At 72.8% G+C, this 22795-nt stretch carries 18 protein-coding genes; 6 read left to right on the top strand and 12 right to left on the bottom strand.

All coding sequences use genetic code 11. The features are described from left to right. Positions 1–211 precede the first annotated feature (211 nt). Positions 212–1129, top strand: coding sequence for a hypothetical protein (locus HGB44_RS24540; protein WP_210752105.1), 918 nt, complete (start codon positions 212–214; stop codon positions 1127–1129). 200 nt (positions 1130–1329) lie between these two features. After that, positions 1330–1983, top strand: a complete 654-nt coding sequence (locus HGB44_RS24535; RefSeq protein WP_061081362.1) for a restriction endonuclease — start codon at positions 1330–1332, stop codon at positions 1981–1983. A gap of 27 nt (positions 1984–2010) precedes the next feature. Here the strand turns inward: HGB44_RS24535 and HGB44_RS24530 are convergent, their stop codons facing one another. The 3 genes from HGB44_RS24530 to HGB44_RS24520 all read right to left on the bottom strand — a co-directional run bounded on the left by HGB44_RS24530 (position 2011) and on the right by HGB44_RS24520 (position 8370). Further along, positions 2011–2793, bottom strand: coding sequence for a DUF4253 domain-containing protein (locus HGB44_RS24530; RefSeq protein WP_061081363.1), 783 nt, complete (start codon positions 2791–2793; stop codon positions 2011–2013). 92 nt (positions 2794–2885) lie between these two features. Then, positions 2886–7109, bottom strand: a complete 4224-nt coding sequence (locus HGB44_RS24525) for a tetratricopeptide repeat protein (protein WP_061081364.1) — start codon at positions 7107–7109, stop codon at positions 2886–2888. A 295-nt stretch (positions 7110–7404) separates the two neighbouring features. Beyond that, a complete protein-coding gene (locus HGB44_RS24520) occupies positions 7405–8370 on the bottom strand; it encodes a TIGR03557 family F420-dependent LLM class oxidoreductase (RefSeq protein WP_061081365.1) in 966 nt (321 codons plus the stop codon). A 589-nt stretch (positions 8371–8959) separates the two neighbouring features. Here HGB44_RS24520 and rox point away from each other — a divergent pair. The 3 genes from rox (at position 8960) to HGB44_RS24505 (ending at position 13109) form a co-directional block, all read left to right on the top strand. After that, a complete protein-coding gene (gene rox, locus HGB44_RS24515; RefSeq protein ID WP_061081366.1) occupies positions 8960–10420 on the top strand; it encodes a rifampin monooxygenase in 1461 nt (486 codons plus the stop codon). A 62-nt stretch (positions 10421–10482) separates the two neighbouring features. Then, positions 10483–11286, top strand: a complete 804-nt coding sequence (locus HGB44_RS24510) for an MBL fold metallo-hydrolase (protein ID WP_061081367.1) — start codon at positions 10483–10485, stop codon at positions 11284–11286. Between the two features lie 137 nt (positions 11287–11423). Then, entirely contained in the window at positions 11424–13109 is a 1686-nt protein-coding gene (locus tag HGB44_RS24505) for an ABC-F family ATP-binding cassette domain-containing protein (RefSeq protein WP_061081368.1), read from the top strand. Between the two features lie 292 nt (positions 13110–13401). Here the strand turns inward: HGB44_RS24505 and HGB44_RS24500 are convergent, their stop codons facing one another. From HGB44_RS24500 to HGB44_RS24470, 7 genes are all read right to left on the bottom strand, one after another. Next, positions 13402–14406, bottom strand: coding sequence for a hypothetical protein (locus tag HGB44_RS24500; RefSeq protein WP_061081369.1), 1005 nt, complete (start codon positions 14404–14406; stop codon positions 13402–13404). A 206-nt stretch (positions 14407–14612) separates the two neighbouring features. Next, positions 14613–15857: a cytochrome P450 family protein gene (locus HGB44_RS24495; RefSeq protein ID WP_061081370.1), complete on the bottom strand. Its 1245-nt coding sequence runs from the start codon at positions 15855–15857 to the stop codon at positions 14613–14615. Next, entirely contained in the window at positions 15857–17083 is a 1227-nt protein-coding gene (locus HGB44_RS24490) for a cytochrome P450 (protein WP_061081371.1), read from the bottom strand. Before HGB44_RS24490 ends, HGB44_RS24495 begins: the two co-directional genes overlap by 1 nt. Next, positions 17080–17724, bottom strand: a complete 645-nt coding sequence (locus HGB44_RS24485; protein WP_061081372.1) for a GTP-binding protein — start codon at positions 17722–17724, stop codon at positions 17080–17082. The genes HGB44_RS24490 and HGB44_RS24485 overlap by 4 nt, the downstream gene beginning before the upstream one ends. Then, positions 17705–18064 (bottom strand): DUF742 domain-containing protein, encoded by a 360-nt coding sequence (locus tag HGB44_RS24480; RefSeq protein WP_061081373.1) that lies wholly within the window; start codon positions 18062–18064, stop codon positions 17705–17707. The genes HGB44_RS24485 and HGB44_RS24480 overlap by 20 nt, the downstream gene beginning before the upstream one ends. Then, the gene (locus HGB44_RS24475) at positions 18061–18465 is read right to left on the bottom strand and encodes a roadblock/LC7 domain-containing protein (protein ID WP_061081374.1); all 405 of its coding nucleotides are present in this window, start codon (positions 18463–18465) and stop codon (positions 18061–18063) included. Before HGB44_RS24475 ends, HGB44_RS24480 begins: the two co-directional genes overlap by 4 nt. Continuing rightward, the gene (locus HGB44_RS24470) at positions 18465–19826 is read right to left on the bottom strand and encodes an ATP-binding protein (RefSeq protein ID WP_231972488.1); all 1362 of its coding nucleotides are present in this window, start codon (positions 19824–19826) and stop codon (positions 18465–18467) included. Before HGB44_RS24470 ends, HGB44_RS24475 begins: the two co-directional genes overlap by 1 nt. Before the next feature lie 749 nt (positions 19827–20575). Here HGB44_RS24470 and HGB44_RS24465 point away from each other — a divergent pair. Further along, positions 20576–20959: an RNA polymerase-binding protein RbpA gene (locus HGB44_RS24465; RefSeq protein ID WP_017564414.1), complete on the top strand. Its 384-nt coding sequence runs from the start codon at positions 20576–20578 to the stop codon at positions 20957–20959. Between the two features lie 61 nt (positions 20960–21020). Here HGB44_RS24465 and HGB44_RS24460 read toward each other — a convergent pair whose 3' ends face one another. Both HGB44_RS24460 and HGB44_RS24455 read right to left on the bottom strand, forming a co-directional pair. After that, the gene (locus HGB44_RS24460; protein WP_061081376.1) at positions 21021–21821 is read right to left on the bottom strand and encodes an HAD-IIA family hydrolase; all 801 of its coding nucleotides are present in this window, start codon (positions 21819–21821) and stop codon (positions 21021–21023) included. A 172-nt stretch (positions 21822–21993) separates the two neighbouring features. Next, positions 21994–22746: an SCO1664 family protein gene (locus tag HGB44_RS24455; protein WP_061081377.1), complete on the bottom strand. Its 753-nt coding sequence runs from the start codon at positions 22744–22746 to the stop codon at positions 21994–21996. Positions 22747–22795 lie beyond the last annotated feature (49 nt).

Here is a 22795-nt window from a genome sequence, read left to right as displayed (position 1 = left end):
TGCGCACCGCCTCGCGTCGCTGGCGTTCTGCGGCGGTCAGCCCGCCGCCGGTGGAATACCTCATACCTTCGGGATACTCCGGCGGGGCTGCTTGTCAAGAACGGTAACCCCACAAATTAAAGTTCAGCACAAGCATGAAAAAAGAATTCCATTCACAAGCGACCATATTATTAAATCGCTACAACCGCCCCCAGAGTTCACTCCGGCATTGATGCTGTGGCAGGATTTCCTCAACCACCGCAGCTCAGAACTCGGAGTAGCGATGCAAAGACGCTTCGTCTTCTCTCCCCTCTTCCTCACCCTGGGGACCCTGGGACTGGCAGTGCTCCTGGGCACGGCCTTCTCCTCCCTGGTACTCAGCGGCCCCGAGTTCGCCAACCTGGCGAGCGGGTTCTTCGGACTGGTTCTCGCGGCTCTCGGGACGTATGGCACTTTCTTCCAGAAGGCCGAACTCCCCTCTCCGCCGGAAAAGGCACCAGAAAACGATTCGGGCACGCCCGAGGACACGCGATCGGACAGCCACGTGAACGACCGCACAAACATCGCCGTAAGCACCAACAACAACTCACACAACACCACCAACTCCCACAACAACAACGGAAAGAACTCCGGCGGTGTGATCCTCGGAGCGGTGGCGATGGTGGCCATCGTGGCGATCATCGTCGCCCTGGCCCTGGTCTTCTTCGGGGTGGTCCCCGTAGCGGTCGAGGGCGAGGCTACGGCGGACACGGGTGAGGCCGTCGCGGCGAACACGGAGCAGTCCGCCTGCGACGCGCCGGTCCCCTTGGGCCCGGATCCACTGGAACTGCGGTCAGCGACCGTCGTCTACACCGAAGGGCTGGGGGTGAAGGCGCGCTGCGGCCCCCACGTCACCTACCCGGCGAGCGACCAGCAGAACCTGTTCGACCACGTGCACGTGAACATCGTCTGCCAGGTCCGCAACGGCTACCCCGTGAAGGATCCCCGGAACGAGGAGTTCCCCGCCGGGTATCCGAGGGAGTCGACCGTGTGGAACCTGCTCCACGACGGCCGGTGGGTGTCCGACCTGTACGTGGACACGCCGAAGGTGGAGGGGAGCGACCCGCCGGAGGGGTACGAGTCCTGCGACGGTCTCGTACGACCCGTGTAGACACGCGTGGGGAGGGCCGCACCCAGTACGGGGAGCGGCCCTCCCCCACGTGTTCGGCTCCGGCTCCGGAACCCCGCGTCCCGGGTGAGCGGTGGTCAGGGCGGGTCCCGGACCGGAAACGGCTCCGCGCCGTGGGGTTCCCCACAGCGTCCCGGTACCGGCAAGGGTGACGATCCGCCCGGACGGGGAAGAGGCAGTCCATGACCGACATCTCCCCGGACGACGCGGCTGAAGGCAGGACGTACCCAGGCGAGGGCAGGACCGGCCCCCGGGAGTGGCGGTTCGTGTGGCGCCACCGGTACGCCCTCGTGCTGGCCGTGGTCGTGGCCTTGATGGTCGGCGCGTGGGTGGCCCAGAGTTCGGCGCGTCCGCTGTTGTGGGCCGTGGCGGCGCTGGGGGCGGCCGCCCTGGTGTGGTGGTGCCGCATGCGGCTGCGCCTGGCCCGGGAGAGGTGGCGGGTGGCGCGGGTCGACCTGTCGGAGGTCGACCGGATGAGCGGGGTGGAGTTCGAGGAGCACGTCGCGGGGCTGATGCGCACGCACGGCTACACCGCCGTGACGGTGGTCGGCGGAGCCTCCGATGGAGGGGTGGACGTGCTGGGCCGGGCGCCGGACGGGCAGGCCGTGGTGGTGCAGTGCAAGCGGTGGAACAGCCCGGTGCCCCCGAACGAGGTCCGCGCCTTCCTCGGCGTCCTCGCCACCAGTTACGAGGGGTACCGGGGGGTGTTCGTGGCCTCGAACGGCTTCACCGAGGCCGCGGCCCGCGAGGGCGAGGGTTACATGACCCTGGTGGACCGGGAACGGCTGGCGCGGTGGATGGGCGGCTCCGGCGCGCCCGAGCCGCCCCGGTCGTGACCCGCTCGGCTTTCTCTCCGTGTTCTCTCAGTCCCACCAGAAGCGCCAGACGGGGCAGCCGACCAACTGCTCCGCGTAGACCTCCAGCCTGCCGGGGCTGGTGTTCTGCCAGATGTTGTCCGGGCAGAAGGCGAAGTGCTCGGCCGCCACGCGCAGGGCGGCCTCGGTGTCGGCGGGAGGAGCCGCGATGCTCAGGGTGAGGGTGCCGAAGCCCATGCCCAGTACGCGCGCGCCGAAGCGGCGTTCCCAGTCGGACACGACGGCCGCGAACACGGCGGTGTCGTTGTCGTAGTTGAGCGGCCCCGCCCAACCGGACGCGGCCACGGCCTCGGCGCCCGAGGCGGCCGGGACAAGCCCCAGGCGCGAGCCCACTCCGTTCTCGACCAGAATCTCGGCGCACTCGGCGGCTGACTCCCCCGGGTCCTCCTCCACCTGCGCGGCCGGTGCTCGTCCCGGCCAGGACGCTCCGTAGGGCGCGGTCACCGACAACCGGTCGGCGCCGGGATCGGCCTCCTCGCCGCAGGCGTGCTCCTTCCACCACCGGGCCAGCAGTGCCTCCGGGTCGTGGTCGGAGGGCGAGGAGATCCATTCGGGGTACAGCTCCCGGGACTCCCAGGGCCGGTCCGGTTCGCTGCGCAGTCCGTCCAGGAGCAGCGGCCACAGCCCGGAGCGGGGGTGCTCGGCAAGCAGTCGGGACCACAGTCCGAACGGCGCGGGGTCGTCGCTCAGCCACAGCAGCGGGGTGCCGTCCTCCGAGGACACCGTGCGTCCGGGTGGAAGCCGTACGGAAAGAGCCTTCTGGGGGTCCATGTCGCGATCGTAGGCGTCACCGGCGACGTTTCCCCGTCGGTCGGCTCCCCGGCGGTCGGCTCACCCCGTGCGCGCACCCGCGGAGCGCGCGGCTAGACCAGGGGCCTCCCCTCGGCCAGGTAACCGCGCACCAGGTTGACGATCGGCCCTTCCAGTCCCTGCTCCTCGAAGGCCGTGTCGGCCTCCGCCAGCAGAGGACGGGCCTTCCCGGGACGCCCCCGCTCATGGATCACGCAGCCGAGCTGGGCCAGCGCGAGGGGGAGGATCTCGGTCCTCAGCTCCCGGGCCCTTTCGACCACGGCGGCCAGCACCTCCTCCGCCCCATCCCGGCGACCGGTCTTGCGCAGGACGGTCCCGTACCAGTGGCGGACGAAGACGTCCTCGGCGGAGCCGGGGGCGAACACCCTCTCCACCCTGGGCAGGAGGTCGAGGGCGATTTCCTCCGCACGGACGTAGTCACCCGCGTGGAGGAGCAGCGGCAGGACTCCGCCGCGAAGGCCCAGGACTGCCCGGTCCTCCTCTCCGAAGACACGGTCCAGGGCGGGGGCCACGCGCAGGAACCAGTGGGCCGCTTCGGCGTGGTCGCCCCGGTCGAGCAGCACCGAGGCCAGTTTGTGGGTGGTGAGAGCGGTCAGGTAGGGATCGCTCCGGTCGGCCCCCTCCAGGATCAGCACCGCTTCGCGCAGATGCCTCTCGGCGGAGTCGAGGTCACCGGCGGCGTGGGCGTTCTCCCCCATGTCGGCGGTCAGGAAGGCCACCCACCGGTTGTCGGGCCCCAGAACGCTGCGCCAGACGCGCAGCCCCCGTGCCTTCCCGTACCGCTTCGCGTTGCCGCGCACGGGCTGGGTCCACAGGACCGGCCTCGTCCGTGCCAGTGCCCGCACCAGAGCGAACACCAGCCAGTGGAGGGGGAGAAGGCACACGACGACGACCAGCGCGCCCGCGCGCGTGCCCCACGAGTACCGCTCCCGGCGTCGGGAACGACCGGTCCGCGGATCGATCTCCAGCCCGGCGCAGAAGTACGTGTGCGCCTCGGCGAAACGGCTCTGTGCCGCCAGGCAGCGGCCCAGACCGTAGGCGGCCGTCCGGGTGATCGGGTGGCCGTCGCCGAGCTCGGCCAGGGACCGGACGTAGTGCTCACGGTACTCCTGCTCGACTTCGGTGACGGGACCGTGGTCGACGGGGCCGGGACCGCTGACGGAGGCGAGCACGGCCCTGTCGAGGCGTTCGTCGAGCTCCCGGATCCGGGTGGCGGCCTCCTTCCGGTCGGCGACCTCCCCCCGCAGGCGCACCGCCTCCGCGCCGTCGCCCGCCCGGGCGTCCTCAAGTGCCCCGAGCTCGCGCCTGTACCACCACAGCGCCTCGTCCTCCTTTCCCTGGCCGCGCAGGGAGAGGGCGAGCAGGGAGGCGGCCTCCCGAGGTGTGCCGTCGCCGCGGCCGGAACGGTCGCGCACCAGCACGACCGAGCGCAGGAGCCGTTCGGCGGCCCGGAGTTCGCCGTCGTCCAGGAGCCCCCGGCCGAGTCTGACGAGGAGTTCCTGGCTCTCGGGCGTAGCCGGGCGCGACGCCGCGTCGACCTGGACCATTTCTCTGTCGCACCGAGACATCGCGTACGCCGTGTACAGGTGTCTTCCCTCTCTCCCGGCACGGCGGCGCCTCTGCTGAGGTACGTGGCCCGGTACGTCGAGGCCGGCCGTTCCCGCCCTCTGGAGCGCGAGCGCGGCGTTGGCACGGACCAGCAACGCCCGCGCGCGGCCGGGCTCGCGATCGGGATCCTCTCCCCCGACCGGTTCGCGGCGGCCCTCGGCGTCCACGCGCAACGCCTCCGCGAAGTGGGGTTCGGCCTCCTCGAACCGGCCCTGCCCCGCCAGGGCCTCCCCGAGGGTGTAGGCGGCCTCCCGGCGCTGCACGTCACCGGGGGGCAGCGCCCTGGCCAGGCCCTCGTGGACCCGCCGGGCGGTCTCCTCCGTGTCGCGCGCACCGCGGTGGTGCAGGCGGTACCGGGCGAGGAACACGCCGAGTTCGCGGAAGGTCCCGTCCGCGGACAGGGAAGGGTAGAGCCCCTCCTCCGCCCGCTCCATCACTGCGTGGGTCTCCTCGAACCGCCGGGCCGCCAGGAGGCGCAGCGCCAGGATCAGACGGGGCATGTGAGCGGCGTCCGGCGGCAGGTCCGGCCACGCGTCGGCCGTACGGACCGCCTCCGCCAGGGTCTCCTCCCCGCGACGGATCCGTCCGCCCCAGAAGTCGCAGGACGCCCTCAGGGAGAGCGCGGCGACCAGTACCTGAGGGGAGAGGTCCGTCCCGGGGCCCCGGGCGCGGCGGATCAGGGAGTCGAGCAGTTCCGTCGCCGCGGACCTCCTGCGCTGGTGCATGTACGCCATCGCGAGCACGAGTCGGGCCTCAAGGGAGAACACGTGGCGCTCGCCGACCCCGTGTTCGAGTTTGTCCAGTCCGTGCGAGAGCAGCTCGACCGCCTGGGAGACGTCTGTCTCGGAGCCGTCGGACATGCTCTCGACGAGGAGGGCGGTGCCCAGGTTCACCTGTGCGTGCAGGACGTAGGAGTGGTCCGCGGGAAGCCTGCGGTGGAGCTCGTCGTAGGAGCGCCGGCACGCTTCGACGGCTCCGGAACCGTCTCCGAAGCCGGCGTCGTGGAGCAGGGCCGCCAGCAGGCCGGCCTCGCCCAGATAGGCGTACGGTGCCGTGGGGTCGGCCTCGGGCGCCTCGGGCCAGCGCCCGATCCCCTCCCTGGCCCGGGTGAGGCACCGCTCGGCCTCCTGGAGCGAACCGTGTCTCATGGCCCGGAATCCGACTGTGAGCAGGGCGCCGACCGCCGACCACCGGGTCTGGTCGTCGGCGCTTTCCAGAACGCCGGCGAGGACCCGTTCCGCCTCGTCATGCCCGCCGAGGAACTGCAGCGCGCGTGCGTGGTCTATGCGCAGCCTCGCGGTTTCCTCCTCGTCGGCTCCGGCGCGCTCGGCGCGTTCGACGCGGTGGAGCGCCGCACGCTCCGCCAGCTGCCAGTCCTCGCTGTTGAAGGCTTCGTGCATGACCGCGGTGAGTACCTCGGTACCGGTCTCTGCGTGCTGGAGGAGGAAGGCGGTGACCTCCGGCAGCGGGCGCCCCGCGCTCAGGTCCGGGTTGCGCTGGATCTCGTCGACGAGGTCCTCCCTCACCACGCACCGGTCCGGATCGTCCGGTAGGAGCGTGAGCAGGCCGTCGGGGCGAGCGTCGGCGTCGGACCTCGTCCTGCGGTCGAGTCCGGCCAGCCGCCACAGCCCGGGGAGGTCCTCGCGCTCCTCGGACCAGGCGCCGCCCCGGTGGCACCGGTAGACGAGCTCCACCGCGTCCACGGGCAGGGGTCCCGTCATCCCCATCCGACGCAGGTCGCAGGCGGCCTGGACGAGCACCGCCACCCTCTGGTCCTCCTCCGACCGCAGGCTCTCCCACTCCTCGACGGCCTCCGTGCCGGCCGCGAGGTAGCGGGCGATGTCGATGCGGTGCGCGGCCCACTGACGCAGCGCGTCCGCCAGACGGCCGTCCAGGCGCCCGAGCCGCTGGGCCTCGCGTTCGTCGACCGGAGGGTTGTCAACGGGCAGTTGGAGGACCTTGACGTCGATGTTGTCGGGGTGCTCCGGCCGGAGCCACCTCCCGCTCTCCTCCTCCAGGTAGGTGGAGGAGGTCGCGACCACCCGCGGAGCCCTGCCCTCGGCGATCATCGTGTGCAACGCACCGGCGGGGAGCTTGCCGTCCTCCAGGAACCGGGGCAGGTCGTCCAACCAGAGCACGGACCGGCGCTTCGCCGCGGCGTAGCGTGCGGCCGCGGCGAGGTCCTCCCTACCGCTGGGGACGACGAGGGAGTACCGCTTCCACGGCCGGACGCGCAGGGCCTCGAACAACGAGCGGGACTTTCCCGCCTTCGGGCGTCCGACGAGCAGGAGAAACGGGTAACGCCCCAGTTTTTCCCGCAGCTCGGCGTCGGCCGACCGTTCGATATAAGCGGGTGTTCTCCCGACGCCGTCCCCGTCACCTGTGTACGGTTCGCGTGCGGGCCTGATGCCCAGCACGCCGAGTTCGCTGATATCGGCGATTCTGCGCAGGAAGACGCCCGGCGGGAGGGCGCTGGCCGATCTGCTCGCGGCTTCCCTCTCCAGGACCTTGGCGGTCAGGGGCAGCGCCACACCGGCGGCCAGGCCCACGACGACGACCACGCGGGAAACCCATTCCGGCCAGCTCTGCGGCAGCAGTCCCCCGGCGCCGACGACGAGGGCGAGCACGAGGGCGAGGGCGGCCGTGAACCATATCCGGGAGCCGGTCATGCACAGCGCTTTCGTGTGGACGGAAACCGCGCGCCTACACGCGCGCGCTACCGGAGATCCTCACGGAGGCGTACAGAGGTGTCAACAGAAAAGGAAACACGGAACCTCTCCCCGTCGGGGACGTGAGCGTTCTCCCGTCTTCTCCACCGCTTTCACGTGTGGACCGGGACGAAGAAACCGGCCCTTTCATCGGCGGATCCGCTTCGGCCCGGGGAGGACAGCACGTCAGGGCCGGTGTCCGGGAGGTGGGGCCTGAAAGGCCCGGACGCCGGCCCGCTCCGCCGGAGGGCAGCGGTCAGGTGGCGAGCGCGCGCAGGGGTCCGTCCAGCTCGCGCCGGTAGAAGTCGACGAACCCGTCGGGGTCGGGCCCGGCGTTCTGCATGACCAGGCGGTCGAAGCCCGCGTCGACGTACGCGCGGACGGCCTCGACGTAGCGTTCGGGGTCGGGCCCGCAGGCGAAGTGCCCCAGCACGTCCTCCTCCCGGACCGTGGTGGTGGCGGCCGCGAAGTTGACCGGGTTGGGCAGCTCGCTCATGACCTTCCAGCCGGTCAGGGCCCAGCGGGAGGTCTCCAGGGCCGCCTGGGCGGCGGTGTGCTCGTCCTCGGCCCAGGCCATGGGCACCTCGGCGTAGCGGGGACCGTCTCCTCCGGCGTCGCGGTAGGCCCGCACGATCTTGGACTTGGGTTCGGTGGCGAACAGCCCGTCGCCGAGTTCGGCGGCGAGTTTGGCCGACTGCCCTCCGCTGGCGGCGACGGCGATCAGCGGCGCCTCCTCGGGCAGGTCGAACACCCGGGCGTCCTCCAGGCGCAGGTACTCGCCCTCGTAGGACTGGTAGCCGCCGTTCCACAGCAGGCGGATGATCTCCAGGGCCTCGCGCAGCATGTGGTGGCGCACCTGGACCGCGTCGGGGAACTCCTGGCCGACGACGTGTTCGTTGAGCCGCTCCCCGGAGCCGACGCCGAGGACGAACCGGCCCTTCGAGAGCAGGGACAGGGTCGCGGCGGCCTGGGCGATGATCGCCGGGTGGTAGCGCACGGTCGGGCAGATCACCCCGGTGGCCAGGCCGATCCGCTCGGTCCTGGTCGCGATGGCGCCGAGCACCGTCCAGGCGAAGGGCGAGTGGCCCTGGTTGTCCAGCCAGGGGTGGTAGTGGTCGCTGATCTCCACGAAGTCGAACCCGGCGCGCTCGGCCAGCTCCGCCTGCCGGACCAGCTCCTCCGGCCCGAAGGCCTCGGCCGCCAGCTTGTACCCGATCTGCATGCGTCTCCCCCGTCCGGTGGCACCGGGCGCCGGTCCGCGCCCACCGCCGGGCCCGCCCTCGGCCGGACCGGTGGAACGACGCGAGACCCCTGGCGTCCCTCACCACGCGTTACTCACCCAGGACACCCATACAACTACCGTCCGGGGCGGCGAAGGGGTTGCGACACACATCCGTCCCCGGATCCGGGAGGGACACCGGGCCGTGCGGCCACACGCCCGGTCACGGCACGGCCGCGAGGTTGCGCGGCGCCGTCCACAAGGGAGTCGCCCATTGCTGACGGAAAGCGACGGAGAGCGGAAAAATATCTTCCGCCATTCTCAATCTATAGCGCACCCGGGGGCTTGCGGCAAGACCCGGGTCGTGCCGCACAATTTCCCCTCGAAGCCGGAATCCGCGCAAATCCGGGATACGCGAAAAGCGTGTGCCGGTGTCGGCGCACAGGACGCGCACCGGCGCCGGGCCGCTGGTGGGGTCCGGGGCGCGCTCACAGGAAACCGGTTCGGAGACGCGGATGCGCGCCGCCGGAACACACGGAACGGCTGCTGGAGAAGCAGCCTACGGGGAAGCAGTCCTTTGAACGGGGAATTCATGATCGACGTGATCGTGGTCGGTGGCGGACCGACCGGCCTGATGCTGGCCAGCGAGTTGCGGCTGCACAGTGTGCGCGTGGTCGTGCTGGAGAGGCTGACCGAGCCGACCCGGCAGGCCCGCGCCCTCGGTCTGCACACGCGCAGCGTCGAGGTGTTGGACCAGCGCGGCCTGCTGGAGCGGTTCCTCGCGGCCGGTGAGAGGTTCCGGGTCGGCGGCCTCTTCGGCGGCATCACCAAGCCGTGGCCCGACCGGTTGGACACGGCCCACCCGTACGGCCTGGCCATCGAGCAGCCGGTCACCGAGCGGCTGCTCAGGGAGCGCGCCCTCGAACTCGGCGCCGACGTCCGGCGCGGCCGCGCACTGGTCGGGTTGGGCCAGGACGGGGACGGGGTGACCGTCGAGCTGGCGGACGGCACGCACCTGCGCTCGCGCTACCTCGTCGGCTGCGACGGCGCCCGCAGCACGGTGCGCGGGCTGCTCGGCGTCGGCTTCCCCGGTGAGCCCGCCCGGGTCGAGACGCTGCTGGGCGAGATGGAGGCGACCGAGGACCCGGCGACGATCGCCGCCGTCGTCGAGGAGGTCCGCGGGACCCAGCTGCGGTTCGGCCTCACTCCCCTCAAGGGCGGGGACGGGGCCGGGGTGTACCGCGTCGTCGTGCCCGCCGACGGGGTGGCCGAGGACCGCACGAGCGCACCGACCCTCGAAGAGTTCAGGCGGCAGCTGCGGGCCCACGCGGGCACCGACTTCGGCGTGCGCTCGCCGCGCTGGCTGTCCCGGTTCGGCGACGCCACCCGACTGGCCGAGCGCTACCGGGTCGGCCGGGTGCTGCTGGCCGGGGACGCGGCGCACGTCCATCCGCCGACCGGCGGGCAGGGGCTCAACCTCGGTGTCCAGGACGCGTTCAACCTCGGCTGGAAGCTGGCCGCCGAGGTCAACGGCTGGGCGCCGGAGGGGCTGCTGGACAGCTACCACGCCGAACGGCGCCCGGTGGCCGCCGACGTGCTGGACAACACCCGCGCGCAGACCACGCTGCTGGGCACCGAGCCGGGTGCGGTCGCGCTGCGGGGCCTGCTCTCGAAGCTGATGGACTTCGAGGAGGTGAACCGGTACGTGACCGGGCTCGTCACCGCGACGGACCTCCGCTACGACTTCGGCGGGGGGCACGCCCTGCTCGGCAGGCGGATGCGCGACATCGGTCTGACGCGGGGACGCCTCTACGAGCTGACGCACGGCGGCCGCGGGCTGCTGCTCGACCGGACCGGTCGGCTCTCGGCGGCGGGCTGGGCGGACCGGGTCGACCACGTCGTCGATGTCGGCGACGCCGGCGGGGAGCTGGGCGCGCCCGCCGTGCTGCTGCGGCCGGACGGCCACGTGGCGTGGGCCGGTGGGGACCAGCGGGACCTGCTCGACCGGATGCCGAGGTGGTTCGGGGCCGCCGCGGGCCGGGCGAGCCGGTGACGTGCGGCGAAGGCGCTCCGGCACGGCTGGTAGCCCGGCGCCGGACCGGGTAGTGCGGGGGCATGGACGGTACCGAGCACGACCGCTGGATCCAGTTCGTCGGAAACGCCACGGTGCTCATCGGCTGGGACGGCCTCGTGGTGATGACCGACCCCAACTTCCTGCACGAGGGGCAGTGGGCCTACCTCGGTTACGGCCTGGCCACCCGCCGCCGGATCGGCCCCGCCCTGGACGTCTGCGACGTCGGCCGGGTCGACGGGATCGTGCTCTCGCACATGCACGGCGACCACTTCGACCGCGTCGCGCGGCGCGGCCTGGCCCGGGAGACGCCGATCCTGACCACCGGCCAGGCGGCCCGACGCCTGGACCGCTGGGGGTTCGGCGCCGCGGTGGGGCTGCGGACCTGGGACGAGGAGACCATCACGCGCGGCCGCACCCGGGTCCGCGTCACGTCGGTCCCCGGACGCCACGGGCCCCGGCTCGTGCACCGGCTGCTGCCGCCGGTCATGGGCAGCATCCTGGAGTTCGGCGCGGTCGGGGAGCAGGACGAGTTCCGCGTCTACGTCACCGGCGACACCCTGGTCTACGAGGACATCGCGCGGATACCCCGGCAGTATCCGCACATCGACATGGCTCTGCTCCACCTGGGCGGCACGGCGCTGCCCGGCGGGATCCTGGTGACCATGGACGACAGGCAGGGGGCGGAGATGGCCCGTCTGGTGAACCCGGCGGTCGCCGCGCCCATCCACTACGACGACTACCGGCGCTTCAAGTCCCCGCTCAGCCGCTTCCTCGACCGCATGGAGGGTCTGGGCTGGGGCGAGCGCGTCCGGCTGCTCCCCCGAGGGCAGCGCGTACCCCTCTGACCGGGCCGTTCGCGGCCGCGCGCCGATGCCCGCACCTGGGAAAACCGGTTGCGGGCGCGCGTCGCGCCGTGGAAGCCTGCCGGGGCGCTCGCGGCGGTGACGGGGCGCGTACGGCGAAACCCCTGTGGAGAGCGGTCTTGGGCTACATCGACGTCAACCAGGTCAGCCACACCCTTCCCGACGGTCGGGTCCTGCTGGACTCGGTGTCCTTCCGCGTCGGCGAGGGGTCCAAGGCGGCGCTGGTGGGGGCCAACGGCGCGGGCAAGAGCACCCTGCTGCGGATCGTGCGCGGCGAGCAGCGCCCCCAGGGCGGCGCGGTCACCCTGGACGGCGATCTCGGCGTGATGCCGCAGTTCATCGGGCACGTGCGCGACGAGACCACCGTCCACGAACTGCTGGTGTCGGTCTCCCCCGCGCCGGTGCGCGAGGCGCACGCGGACCTGGAGGCGGCCGAGGCCGCCATGATGGTCGACGACGGCGAGAGGACGCAGATGCGCTACGCCGGGGCCATCGCCCGCTACGGCGACGCCGGGGGCTACGACGCCGAGGTCGTGTGGGACCAGTGCTGCACGGCGGCGCTGGGCGCCCCCTACGAGCGCTGCCGGTGGCGCGAGGTGCGCACGCTGTCGGGCGGGGAACAGAAACGGCTGGTCATCGAGGCCCTGCTGCGGGGGCCCGCGCCGGTGCTGCTGCTGGACGAGCCGGACAACTACCTGGACGTGCCGGGCAAGCGCTGGCTGGAGGAGGCGCTGCTGGCCACCCCCAAGACGGTCCTGTTCGTCTCGCACGACCGGGAGCTGCTGAGCCGGGTCCCGGACCGGATCGTCACGGTCGAACTGGGCGCCGCGGGCAACACGGCGTGGGTGCACGGGGGCGCGTTCGACACCTACCACGACGCCCGCCGGGAGCGGTTCGCGCGGCTGGACGAGCTGCGGCGGCGCTGGGACGAGGAGCACGCCAAGCTCAGGACGCTGGTGGTCACCTACAAGCAGAAGGCCGCCTACAACTCCGACATGGCCTCGCGCTACCAGTCGGCCCGGACCCGGCTGCGCAGGTTCGAGGAGGCGGGGCCGCCGCAGAAGCTGCCCCGCGAGCAGAACCTGCGGATGCGGCTGCGCGGCGGCCGGACGGGCAAACAGGCCCTGGTGTGCGAGGGGTTGGAGCTGACCGGGCTCATGCGCCCGTTCGACCTGGAGGTCTGGTACGGCGAGCGGGTGGCGGTGCTGGGCTCCAACGGGTCGGGCAAGTCGCACTTCCTGCGCCTGGCGGCCGGGGGCGGCAGCGATCCGGAGTCGTCGGTGCTGCCGGAGGAGGAGCGGACGAAGGTGTCGCCGGTGGAGCACGGCGGCACGGCGCGGCTGGGCGCGCGCGTACTGCCGGGGTGGTTCGCGCAGACCCACGAGCACCCCGAGTTCGCGGGCCGCACGCTGCTGGACATCCTGCACCGGGGGCAGGGCACCCGCCGGGGCGTGCCCCGCGACGAGGCGGGGCGGGCGCTGGACCGCTACGAGCTGGCGCCGGCCGCGGAGCAGACCTTCGACACGCTCTCGGGCGGGCAGCAGGCGCGGTTCCAGATCCTGCTGCTGGAGCTGTCGGGGTCGACGATGCTGCTGCTGGACGAGCCCACGGACAACCTGGACGTGGTCTCGGCGGAGGCGCTGGAGTCGGCGCTGGAGGCCTACGACGGCACGATCCTGGCGGTGACGCACGACCGCTGGTTCGCGCGCGGGTTCGACCGGTTCGTGGTGTTCGGCGCCGACGGGGGCGTCTACGAGGCACCGGAGCCGGTGTGGGACGAGGGGCGGGTACGCCGCGAGCGGTAGGGGTTCCTCGGCGTGGAAGGGGCGCACGTCCGCTGCCCTACTACTCCGTGCCGCCGGAGCGCGGCGTGTGGGCGGCGACCGGGTACGGCACCCTGGTCTCGGACCTGCCCGCACGGGTCATGCGCGGCGGGCACCGCGGGTAGGGCGGTGCCCGTGGAGGTTCACCGGCCCGCCCCCTTCCGCCGTGATCTCGTACCCGTAGCGGGGTTGGAGCACCGAACCCCGACATGAGTACAAGATCATCGCGGGTCAGGAACCTCCCGCCACACCGGGAACACGTTCGGGCGATCCGCTACCCGACGGGCAGTTCGATGTCGACCATGGCCGAGCACTCCTCCAGGCAGCCGCCCACCGTGAGCGTGCCGCCGGGTTCCGCCTCGGGGAAGAGGAACGCGGCGTGGGTGCCCTCTCCGGCGTCGAGCGCGTAGCGCCCCGCCGCCTCGCTCGCCCGGCGCTCGTCGCCGCCCCGACCTCCATGGCCCTGGCCGTCACGGCCCCGACCGTCACCGCCGCCGCTTCCGCCTCCCGTGTAGGAGGCCTGGAGCAGGTCGAGGCTGACGCCGTCTTCGGTGGTGAACTCCACCGTCACCGCCAGGGGCTCGTCGGGGGCGGCGCGGTAGGCGGTCAGCAGCCGGGCGCGCACCCCCTCGGACTCGTCCGTCACGTCCTCGGCGGCCAGCAGGTCTGGCCCCGGATCGCGGCCGTCCACGCGGAGTTCGGTGAGCAGGCCGTCCTCGGCGGTGAAGCCGCCGTAGGCGACGCAGGCCGGTCCGGTGTCCGGTTCGGCGGCCGGGTCGCCGCCGGGGCACAGTTCGTAGCCGTCCGGTGTGTGACCGACCTCGGCGTTTCGGGCGGGGCGTCCCCCGTCGGCCCGGGCCTGGGCGACCGCCGCCTGGTGGAGGAGGTAGGCGCGTGCGGCGGAGCCCTCGGCGGTGCGGGGCAGCCCCCCGCGCATCCGGCCGGGGTCCCCGGCCCGGGCCAGGGCGTCCACGTACCCCGTCACGGCCCTCCCCGACGCCGCCACCGCGCGCGCCTCCTCCCCACCGGTTCCGGCGAGGGGGACGTGCGGGGAGGGCCTGCTCCGGGGCTCGGCGCTCGGAGCCGCGGACCGCTCGGGCCCGCGCGTCGCGCCGTCGGCTTCCGGCCGCCCGGGCCGGGGCCCGGGCAGGTCGGTGGGCTGGGCCGTCCACCCCTCCCCCGCTCCCTCCCCGGCCGGGGCCGCGTCCCGCGGTGCCCCGCAGCCGGAGGTGACGAGCAGGGCCAGGGCCGCGGCGGCGGCCAGCCTGGTCGGTGTCATGTCCTTCTCCCCCCGTGAGGACCGGCGGCCAGCCGAGCCTACGGCCGGGAGGCGTCAACACGGGGGTCGCACAGCGTAAGGACTTCTTGGCGCGGGGCCGTCCCGGGTCCCCGGCGGGCCCGGGGCACGGCGGGGAGGCCCCCCGGGGCCGTCCGGCACGCGGCGCGGGCCGCACGGCGCGGACCACGCGCCGTGCGGTCCGGTGTTCAGGGGCGCAGCAGCACGGGCAGTTCCTGGAGGCTGTTGACGATGATCGAGGGGTGGTTGCGCAGTTCCCCGTCGGGGACCGCCAGCTCCAGGTCGGGGTAGCGCTCGAAGAGCATCGGCAGGGCGATCCGCCCCTCCATGCGGGCCAGGGTGGCGCCGGGGCACACGTGCGGCCCGTAACCGAAGGAGATGTGGCGGCCCCCGGAGCGGGTGAGGTCGAAGGCGTCGGGGTGGGGGTCGTCACCGTGCTCGGCCCGGTCGCGGCTGACCGCCCCGTAGGAGACCATGAGCGCCTCCCCCTTGCGGATCGTGCTCCCGGCGGCCTCGACGTCCTCGGTGGCGAACCGGAAGATCATGTTGGAGGTGGGCGGGTCGTAGCGCAGCGTCTCCTCCACGACCGCGTCCCAGCCGACCTTGCCCTCCTTGACCAGGGCGAACTGCTCGGGGTGGGCGAGCAGGGCGCGCACGGCGTTGGACAGCAGGTTGACGGTGGTCTCGTGCCCCGCGGCCACGGTGACCTGGAGGGTGCCGCGCACCTCCAGGTCGGTGAGGACGTCGCCGTTCTCGTCCGCCCGGAGGAGCTCGCTGGTCAGGTCGTTCCCGGGCCGGGCGCGCCTGTCGGCGACCATGTCGTCGTAGTACTTCTCCAGGGTGGCGTAGACCTCCATGAACTCCTCGGGCCCGGTGACCGACGAGAAGAACTTCACGTACAGCTCGCGCAGGCGGTCGAACTCGCTCCGGTCCACCCCGTACAGCTCGCCGATGACGTTCATCGGCAGCTGGAAGGCGAACTCCGACTTCAGGTCCAGGGGTTCGTGCGCGCGGGGCTCCATGGCGTCGAGCAGTTCGGCGGTGAGCTCACGGATGCGCGGGCGCAGGCGCTCGACGCTGCGCGCGGAGAAGGCCCGGGCGGTGAGCAGGCGCAGCCTGCGGTGCTCGGCCCCGTCGGTGCCCAGGAGGTTGGTGGGGGTCGGCGGGATGGTGCTGAGCAGCGGCCAGGCCTCGGGGATGCGGCCGTTCTGGTAGTCGTCCCAGTGGGCGACGTCCTTGACCAGGCGGGGGTCGGTGAGCAGCGCGCGGGCGGCCTCGTGGTGGGTGACGGCCCATGCGGTCACGCCGCCCGGCAGCTCGACCCGGGTGAGGGGTCCGGCGGCGTACAGGGCCTCGCGCTCGGCGCGCAGGTCGGTGACGTGGGGGTCCAGGACCAGGGTGCCGTGGGGGTCGTGCTGGACGGGGCAGGGCATCAGATCGCTCCCAGGGGCGGTACGGGGGTGAAGGCCACGGGCAGTGAGGCGACGCCCCGCACCCAGGGCGAGGGGCGCCATCGCAGTTCGGAGGGGTCGACGGCCAGTTCGAGGTCGGGCAGCCGGTCCATGAGGACCTCGATTCCGGTCACCGCGATGATCTCGGCGATCTCCTGGGCCGGGTAGGGACAGGAGTGCTCGCCGTGGGAGAAGGACAGGTGGGCGTGGTTGCCCCGGTCACCGGAGGCGGGGACCGCGGAGCGCACGCGCGGGTCGGTGTTGGCCCCCGCCAGCCCGAGCAGCACCAGGTCTCCCCGGCGGATGAGCTGTCCGTCCAGCTCCACGTCGTGGACGGCGAAGCGGCCCGCGTGGACCTGTGTGGGGGTGTCCTCCCACAGGACCTCGTTGAGGGCCTCCCGGGCGCTGTGGCGGGCGCCCGCGAGGGAGGAGGCGAAGTGGTCGTCGGTGAGCATCAGGCGCAGCGCGTTGCCCAGCCACTCGCCGGTGGGCTGGTTGCCGCCCCCGAGCATGACGACCAGCTCGGGGACCGCCTCCTCGTCGGTGTAGCCCGCGGGGTGGGCGAGCAGGCGCGAGACCACGTCGGACCCGGGTTCGGCGCGCCGTCGGGCGACGAGTTCGGCCATGGCGGCCAGGAGGGCGTGCTGGGCCTCCAGCGCCTGGGCCCCGCCGTCGATCATGGTGGTCATGAGGGAGGCGACGTGGTCGCCCCGCTCGTCGTCCAGCCCGTAGAGCCAGCTCAGCACCAGGGCTGGCAGGCGCGCGGTGTAGGAGGGGCGCAGGTCCGTTCCGGTCGAGGCGCAGAACCCGTCGACGAGGCGGTCGGCCAGGCGGGCGGTGACCGCGCGCAGCTCGTGCGGGTCGGTCCCGGCGAGGGCGTCAGCGACCGCGCCGGCGCGCCTGCGGTGCTCGTCCCCTTCCGAGTACAGGACCGTGGGCAGTTGCATCACCAGCGGCAGCAGCGGCCAGTCCTGTGGTACCCGGTCCCAGGCGTTCCACCGGCGCGAGGAGCGCGCGAACACCTCGGGGGTGCTGAGCACGTGGTGCAGCTCGCGGTAGCCGATGACCAGCCACGCGGGCACGTCGCCCTCCAGGAGCACGGGCACCACCGAACCGTGCTCGGCGCGCATGGTCCGGTAGAGGCCGCCGGGGTCGTCCCGGAAGCCGGGGCCGTGGAGGCGGACCGGGCAGGAGTGGGGGACGCTCACCGGGTGCCTCCCGTGACCAGGGCGCGGACGTGGTCGACCAGCGCGATGAGGACCTGCTTGGCCGAGTCGCGCGAGCGCGCGTCGCAGCGCAGCAGGGGGACGGAGGCGTCCAGGTCCAGGGCGGCGCGCACCTTCTCCAGGCTGTGGCCGGTCCCGCCGAAGTCGTTGTGGGCCACGACGAAGGGGGTGCCCTGGGCCTCCAGGCGGTCGATGGCGTAGAAGGAGTCCTCCAGGCGGCGGGTGTCGACCAGGACGACCGCGCCCAGGGCTCCGGAGAACAGGCGGTCCCACAGGAACCAGAAGCGCTCCTGGCCCGGGGCGCCGAAGACGTAGAGCACCGAGGTGGCGTCCAGGGTGATGCGGCCGAAGTCGAAGGCGACGGTGGTGGCGCGCTTGGCCTCCACGCCGTCCACGTCGTCGACCCCGTGCCCCGCCCGGGTCATGGTCTCCTCGGTGCTGAGCGGGCGGATCTCGCTGACCGAGCGGACCAGGGTGGTCTTGCCGACCCCGAAGCCGCCCACGACCGCGATCTTGAGGGCGTACTCGGCGGTGTCGGGCAGCGGGACGCGGGCGGGGCCCGCGGAGGCGTGCGGGGCGGCCGGGGGCGGGGCCGCGGGGGGATCAGAGGTTGTGGAGTGCAACGAGCACCTTCTCCAACACGTCCGGGGAGGCGAGGGGTCGGGCCGGCGAGGGCGCGGGCCGGGGGTGGCGCGCGGTGACCAGGCCGGTGTCGAGGAGGTCGGTGACCAGGATGCGCACGATCGCCACGGGCAGGCGCAGGTGGGCGGAGATCTCCACCACCGCCGTCGGGCCGCGGCACAGCCGCAGGATCCGGGCGTGCTCGGACTGCATGCCGGGGGCGGGCCCGCTCTCGGCCACGATGAGGGTCACCGCGTCCAGGGACTCGTCGGCCCCGCCGCTGCGGCCCGAGGTGATGACGTAGAGGCGGTCGGGCCCCTCCTGGTGGTGCGGGCGGGTCATACCGGTCCCGCGGCGGCGCGGGGCGGGGTGGTCAGGTACTCACCCATCTGCTCGACCAGCTCGTTCATGTTGTGGCCGACCAGGCCGGGTTCGGCCTCCTCGGAGGTGATGACGGCCAGGTGGGCGCCGTGTCCGGCCTCGACGATGAAGAGCAGGCCGCCGTAGAACTCGGCCATGGCCTGGCGGACGCCGCCCGCCCCGTCCCCGAACTCCACCGAGGCGCTGTGCGCCAGGCTCTGCACCCCGGCGGCGATCGCGGCGAGGTGGTCGGCGCTGTCGGCGCGCAGGCCGGAGCTGTGGCACAGCTTGAGCCCGTCGCGGGAGAGCACGAGGGCGTGGCGGGTGCCGGGCGTGCGTTCCAGGAGGCCTTCGAGGAGCCAGGTCAGCTTGTCGAGGTCCATCATGCGTCCTTGTCGGTCGGGCCGCGCACCGCGGAGCGGAACTCGCCGAAGCCCCTCGCCACGGCGGCGGGGTTGCTCCTGCGGGGTGCGGGCCTGGTGTTCTCGGCCGCCGCGAGGGTCCGGCCGCGGCGGCGCCGGGGCAGTCCGCCGACGTCCTCGGCGGTGGTCTCCGCCTCGGCCGGAGCGGCCGGGGCGGGCGTGGGGGCGGTCCGGGGTTCCCGTGCGTCCCCGGGCGGGGAGGCCGGGGAGTCGGGGACCGCGGGCGCGGGAAGGGGTTTGACGAGCTTGCGGGGCAGCAGGAGGACGACCGCGGTGCCGCCCCGGGAGGAGGAGCGGAAGGACACCGACAGGCCGTAGCGGTGGGCGATCTGGCCGACGACCGAGAGGCCCAGGCGGGTTCCGGAGATGGCGGCCAGGTCCAGGCCGTTCTCGACGGTGCGGCGGGCGCGGCGCAGGGCCTCCTCCCCCATGACCAGGCCGCCGTCCTCGACCATGACCGCGATCCCGGCCTGGACCTCCTCCACGTGGACGTGGACCTCGGCGGTGGGCGGGGAGAACCTGGTGGCGTTGTCCAGGATCTCGGCCAGGGCGTGGATGACGCCCTCGGCAGCGAACCCGGCGATCGCCTGCGTGGAGGCGTTGTGCACGCGTACGCGCTGGTAGGAGCCGATGCGGGCCATGGCGCCGCGGACGACGCTCTCCATGCCGATGGCCCGGCCCCAGCGGCGGCCGGAGCGGGCCCCGGTGAGGACGGCGATGCTGTCGGCGACGCGTCCGGTCTGGGCGGTGCTGTGGTCCAGGTGCATGAGGTCGCCGAGGATGTCGGCGTTCGCCTCGCCGTCGCCGTAGCGCTCCTGCATCCGGCGCAGGTCGGCGAGCATGGTGGTGCTCAGGGCCTGGACGCGCCCGGCGGCGGTGGCGCAGGCGGCCATCGCGGCCGAGCGCCGGCGTTCGGCCGCGGCGATCTCGGTGGCCACGGCCCGCAGGACGGCGCGGCTCCCGTGGTCGGCGGGAAGGGGCAGGGCGCGCAGGGCCGTGTCGGCGGAGTCGCCCGCGCGCAGGCGCCGGGCCAGGAGGGGCAGGTGCTCGTCGGCCAGGGATGCGCTGTCGGCGCGCAGCGCGTCGAGCCGCGCGCCCAGGTCGCGGATCCGCCGGTCGCGCTGGTTGAGCAGCACCGCGAGGACCAGCAGGAGCAGGAGGAGGACCGCGGAGGCGACCAGGACGGGCGGGGTCCGGGCCTCGGGCACGGCCCACGGGAGCACGGCCCACAAGAGCAGCGCCGCGAGCGGGAGGAGGAGCCAGCGCGGCGCGGACAGCCACGCGGGCATGCCTCCTCTGGGGAGGGAGGTCTCAACAGTCATGGGGCTCCACGTCCGGCCGCACCGTCGCTCCTGGTTCCGGCACGGGCGGACGCACCGAAGGGGACATTTCCGTCACACTGGGCACACTCAAAGGAAGGGGGCGAATTTCCCCAACCTAAGCTTTTCGGTGTACGGCGAGTCAACATACCACCAGACACCTCGGGCGGCCATGTCGGCATAATGGATCCTTATCGCACACGGAGGGGCGGAGATCGGGATTTCCTACCACAGAGCGCGTTCCGGAGAGTGATAATCCCCAGGGCCGGAAGGCACGGCCCTTTCCGCAAGCCATTGTCGTGCGCGCGCCTTTCCAGTCGTGAACTGCGGGAACCGTGCGGTGACGGGCCCGGAGGGGAGCGCGGTAAGGGTGGACACAGTGTGACGGGCGGGGTTCAAGCGGGATCGCCCCGCGGTCGTGGATGACGACCGGCGGGACCGTGCGGCCGTTGATTCGGTCGCGGAGGCGCGGCGCCCTCCCCACCAGGGAGGAGGGTGCGCCGGGAAGACGAAAGCAGGGCTTAGCGGACGTTTTTCTCCCCTGGCGGGCGCATATAGAGACACACCCGAAACAGCCAGTCTGGAGTGTCCCAGGTCACATGTGCCACACTCGGCGCACCGGACGATGTTTTGGGATCGGGGTGGCCCCCGGGGGCCGGAGGTGGTTCGACCTCAGGTCAGCGGGGAATCTTGACGTGGACCGACGCGTTACACCCCGCGAGACCGCACAAGCGCCTGGAGGCACCCACACGATGGCCGAGCGAGCACTTCGCGGCACCCGGCTCGGGGCGACGAGCTACGAGAACGACCGCAACACCGACCTGGCTCCGCGGCAGGAAGTCACCTACGACTGCACCCGGGGCCACCGCTTCTCGGTCACCTTCGCGACCGAGGCAGAGATTCCCGCCGAGTGGGAGTGCCGTTTCTGCGGCGACCGCGCCCTGCGGCGGGACGGCTCCGGCGAGGAGCCCAAGAACGCCAAGCCCACGCGCACCCACTGGGACATGCTGCTGGAGCGTCGGAGCATGGAGGACCTGGAGGAGGTCCTCGCCGAGCGCCTGGCCCTGCTCCGCGCCCGCCGCCGCGAGGAGGCGGCCAAGGTGGAGGAGCTCGCCAAGCAGCGGCAGAGCGCCTGACACCCCGCGACACCCGGGGGCGGCGGACACGGTCCGCCGCCCCCGTCGTCGTGTCCGGACGTCAGTCCCGCTGGAAGGGGTCGCGGGTGATGCCCACCAGGTCCTTCACCGAACCGATCACACGGGTCGGACGGTAGGGGAACTGCTCGGCGGTCTCGCGCCCGGAGATGCCCGAGAGCACCAGCAGGGTCTGCAGGCCCGCCTCCAACCCGCTGAGCACGTCGGTGTCCATCCGGTCGCCCACCATCAGGGTGTTCTCCGAGTGCGCGCCGATCCGGCGCAGCGCCGACCGCATCATCAGCGGGTTGGGCTTGCCCACGAAGTAGGGGCGGCGACCGGTGGCCTTCTCGATCAGCGCGGCGACCGCGCCCGTGGCGGGCAGCGGGCCCTCGGCGCTGGGACCGGTCTCGTCGGGGTTGGTGGCGATGAACCGGGCGCCGCCGCGGACCAGCCGGATCGCGCGGGTTATGGCCTCGAAGCTGTAGGTGCGGGTCTCACCGAGCACCACGTAGTCGGGGTCGCGCTCGGTCATCACGTAGCCGACGTTGTGCAGGGCGGTGGTCAGGCCGGACTCACCGACGACGTAGGCCGACCCGTTGGGGCGCTGGGTCTGGAGGAACTGGGCGGTGGCCAGGGCCGACGTCCAGATCGACTCCTCGGGGATGTCCAGGCCCGAGCTGAGCAGACGCGCGCGCAGATCGCGGGGGGTGTAGATGGAGTTGTTGGTCAACACCATGAACGGGATCCCGTTCTCGCGCAGCTCCGCGATGAGCTCGTCCGCGCCCGGGATGGGGTGCTGCTCGCGTACGAGCACGCCGTCCATGTCGAATAGGTAGTTCCACTCGTTGCTCACGTGCCCCATTGTGCCGTCAGGGGCAAGGAGCACGCCATTCCCACCCCCCGGTAGTCGGGACCCCCGCACCGGACCGGACTCCCGCTCGGGGAAACGCCCGTCCGGGTGTTCGCGTGCGGCAGGCAGTCAGGGCGCCCGTCCCGTGCCCGTCACACCGGGCGGCCGGAGGCCTGGCCCGACCTCAGATCGGCGGCCAGGGCACCGCGGGCCAGTCCGGCGCCGGGTAGGGGTGGATGCCGTGCCGGATGAGCAGGTCCACCCGGCTGCGCACCGCGTAGGCCTCGGGTCCGGTCAGGTGCAGTGCCAGCTCCCGGGACAGGGCGCTGTCCGCGTCGGCGAGCTGGTCGCGCACCGCCCCCAGGGCCTCCAGGGCGTCATGGAGCAGCGGCTGGCCCTGCCACTGCCACAGCACGGTGCGCAGCTTGTAGTCCTCGGCGAGGGAGACCCCGTGGTCGCAGCCGTACAGGTGTCCGCCGGGGGTGGGCAGCAGGTGGCCGATCTTGCGGTCGGAGTTGTTGATGACCGCGTCGAACACTGCCATGCGGCGCAGGGCGGCGTTGTCGGTCTCCCGCGCCAGGGCGACCAGGTCCACGGTGGTGTCGCCGTGCACCCACAGCTGCACCATGCCCTCGCCGAACGGGCCGTCGCGGTGCACCGTGGGCGGGACGACCTCCCAGCCCAGCGCCTCGGAGACGGCGTGGGCGCTGACCTCGCGCCCGGCCAGGGTTCCGTCGGGGAAGTCCCACAGCGGCCGCTCCCCCGCCACCGGCTTGTACACACAGGCGGCGGAGCGCACACCGTCGGAGACGGTGCAGTACAGGGTGGCGTTGGAGGCGGAGGTCAGCCGCCCCTCCACGGTGATCTCCCCGCTGCGGAGCAGGTCGAGCCCGGCGGCCGGGCTGAGTCCGTCGAAGGCGTCGGCGGTGTCCCTCATCTCGGGCCCCCGGGTCTGCGCGCCCGGTGGCCCGCCGGTGGTGTGCTCA

The sequence above is a fragment of the Nocardiopsis alborubida genome (genome assembly GCF_012396365.1).
GTDB lineage: Bacteria > Actinomycetota > Actinomycetes > Streptosporangiales > Streptosporangiaceae > Nocardiopsis > Nocardiopsis alborubida.
The sequence above is the reverse complement of the archived record's forward strand: the minus strand, read 5'-3'. Positions and strand labels throughout refer to the sequence as shown.

Excerpts from the sequence above, each read along its gene's own strand:
- HGB44_RS24540 (WP_210752105.1), top strand. The coding sequence starts at position 212 with ATGCTGTGGCAGGATTTCCTCAACCACCGCAGCTCAGAACTCGGAGTA.
- HGB44_RS24535 (WP_061081362.1), top strand. The coding sequence starts at position 1,330 with ATGACCGACATCTCCCCGGACGACGCGGCTGAAGGCAGGACGTACCCA.
- HGB44_RS24530 (WP_061081363.1), bottom strand. The coding sequence starts at position 2,793 with ATGGACCCCCAGAAGGCTCTTTCCGTACGGCTTCCACCCGGACGCACG.
- HGB44_RS24525 (WP_061081364.1), bottom strand. The coding sequence starts at position 7,109 with ATGACCGGCTCCCGGATATGGTTCACGGCCGCCCTCGCCCTCGTGCTC.
- HGB44_RS24520 (WP_061081365.1), bottom strand. The coding sequence starts at position 8,370 with ATGCAGATCGGGTACAAGCTGGCGGCCGAGGCCTTCGGGCCGGAGGAG.
- rox (WP_061081366.1), top strand. The coding sequence starts at position 8,960 with ATGATCGACGTGATCGTGGTCGGTGGCGGACCGACCGGCCTGATGCTG.
- HGB44_RS24510 (WP_061081367.1), top strand. The coding sequence starts at position 10,483 with ATGGACGGTACCGAGCACGACCGCTGGATCCAGTTCGTCGGAAACGCC.
- HGB44_RS24500 (WP_061081369.1), bottom strand. The coding sequence starts at position 14,406 with ATGACACCGACCAGGCTGGCCGCCGCCGCGGCCCTGGCCCTGCTCGTC.
- HGB44_RS24495 (WP_061081370.1), bottom strand. The coding sequence starts at position 15,857 with ATGCCCTGCCCCGTCCAGCACGACCCCCACGGCACCCTGGTCCTGGAC.
- HGB44_RS24480 (WP_061081373.1), bottom strand. The coding sequence starts at position 18,064 with ATGACCCGCCCGCACCACCAGGAGGGGCCCGACCGCCTCTACGTCATC.
- HGB44_RS24475 (WP_061081374.1), bottom strand. The coding sequence starts at position 18,465 with ATGGACCTCGACAAGCTGACCTGGCTCCTCGAAGGCCTCCTGGAACGC.
- HGB44_RS24470 (WP_231972488.1), bottom strand. The coding sequence starts at position 19,826 with ATGACTGTTGAGACCTCCCTCCCCAGAGGAGGCATGCCCGCGTGGCTG.
- HGB44_RS24465 (WP_017564414.1), top strand. The coding sequence starts at position 20,576 with ATGGCCGAGCGAGCACTTCGCGGCACCCGGCTCGGGGCGACGAGCTAC.
- HGB44_RS24460 (WP_061081376.1), bottom strand. The coding sequence starts at position 21,821 with ATGGGGCACGTGAGCAACGAGTGGAACTACCTATTCGACATGGACGGC.
- HGB44_RS24455 (WP_061081377.1), bottom strand. The coding sequence starts at position 22,746 with ATGAGGGACACCGCCGACGCCTTCGACGGACTCAGCCCGGCCGCCGGG.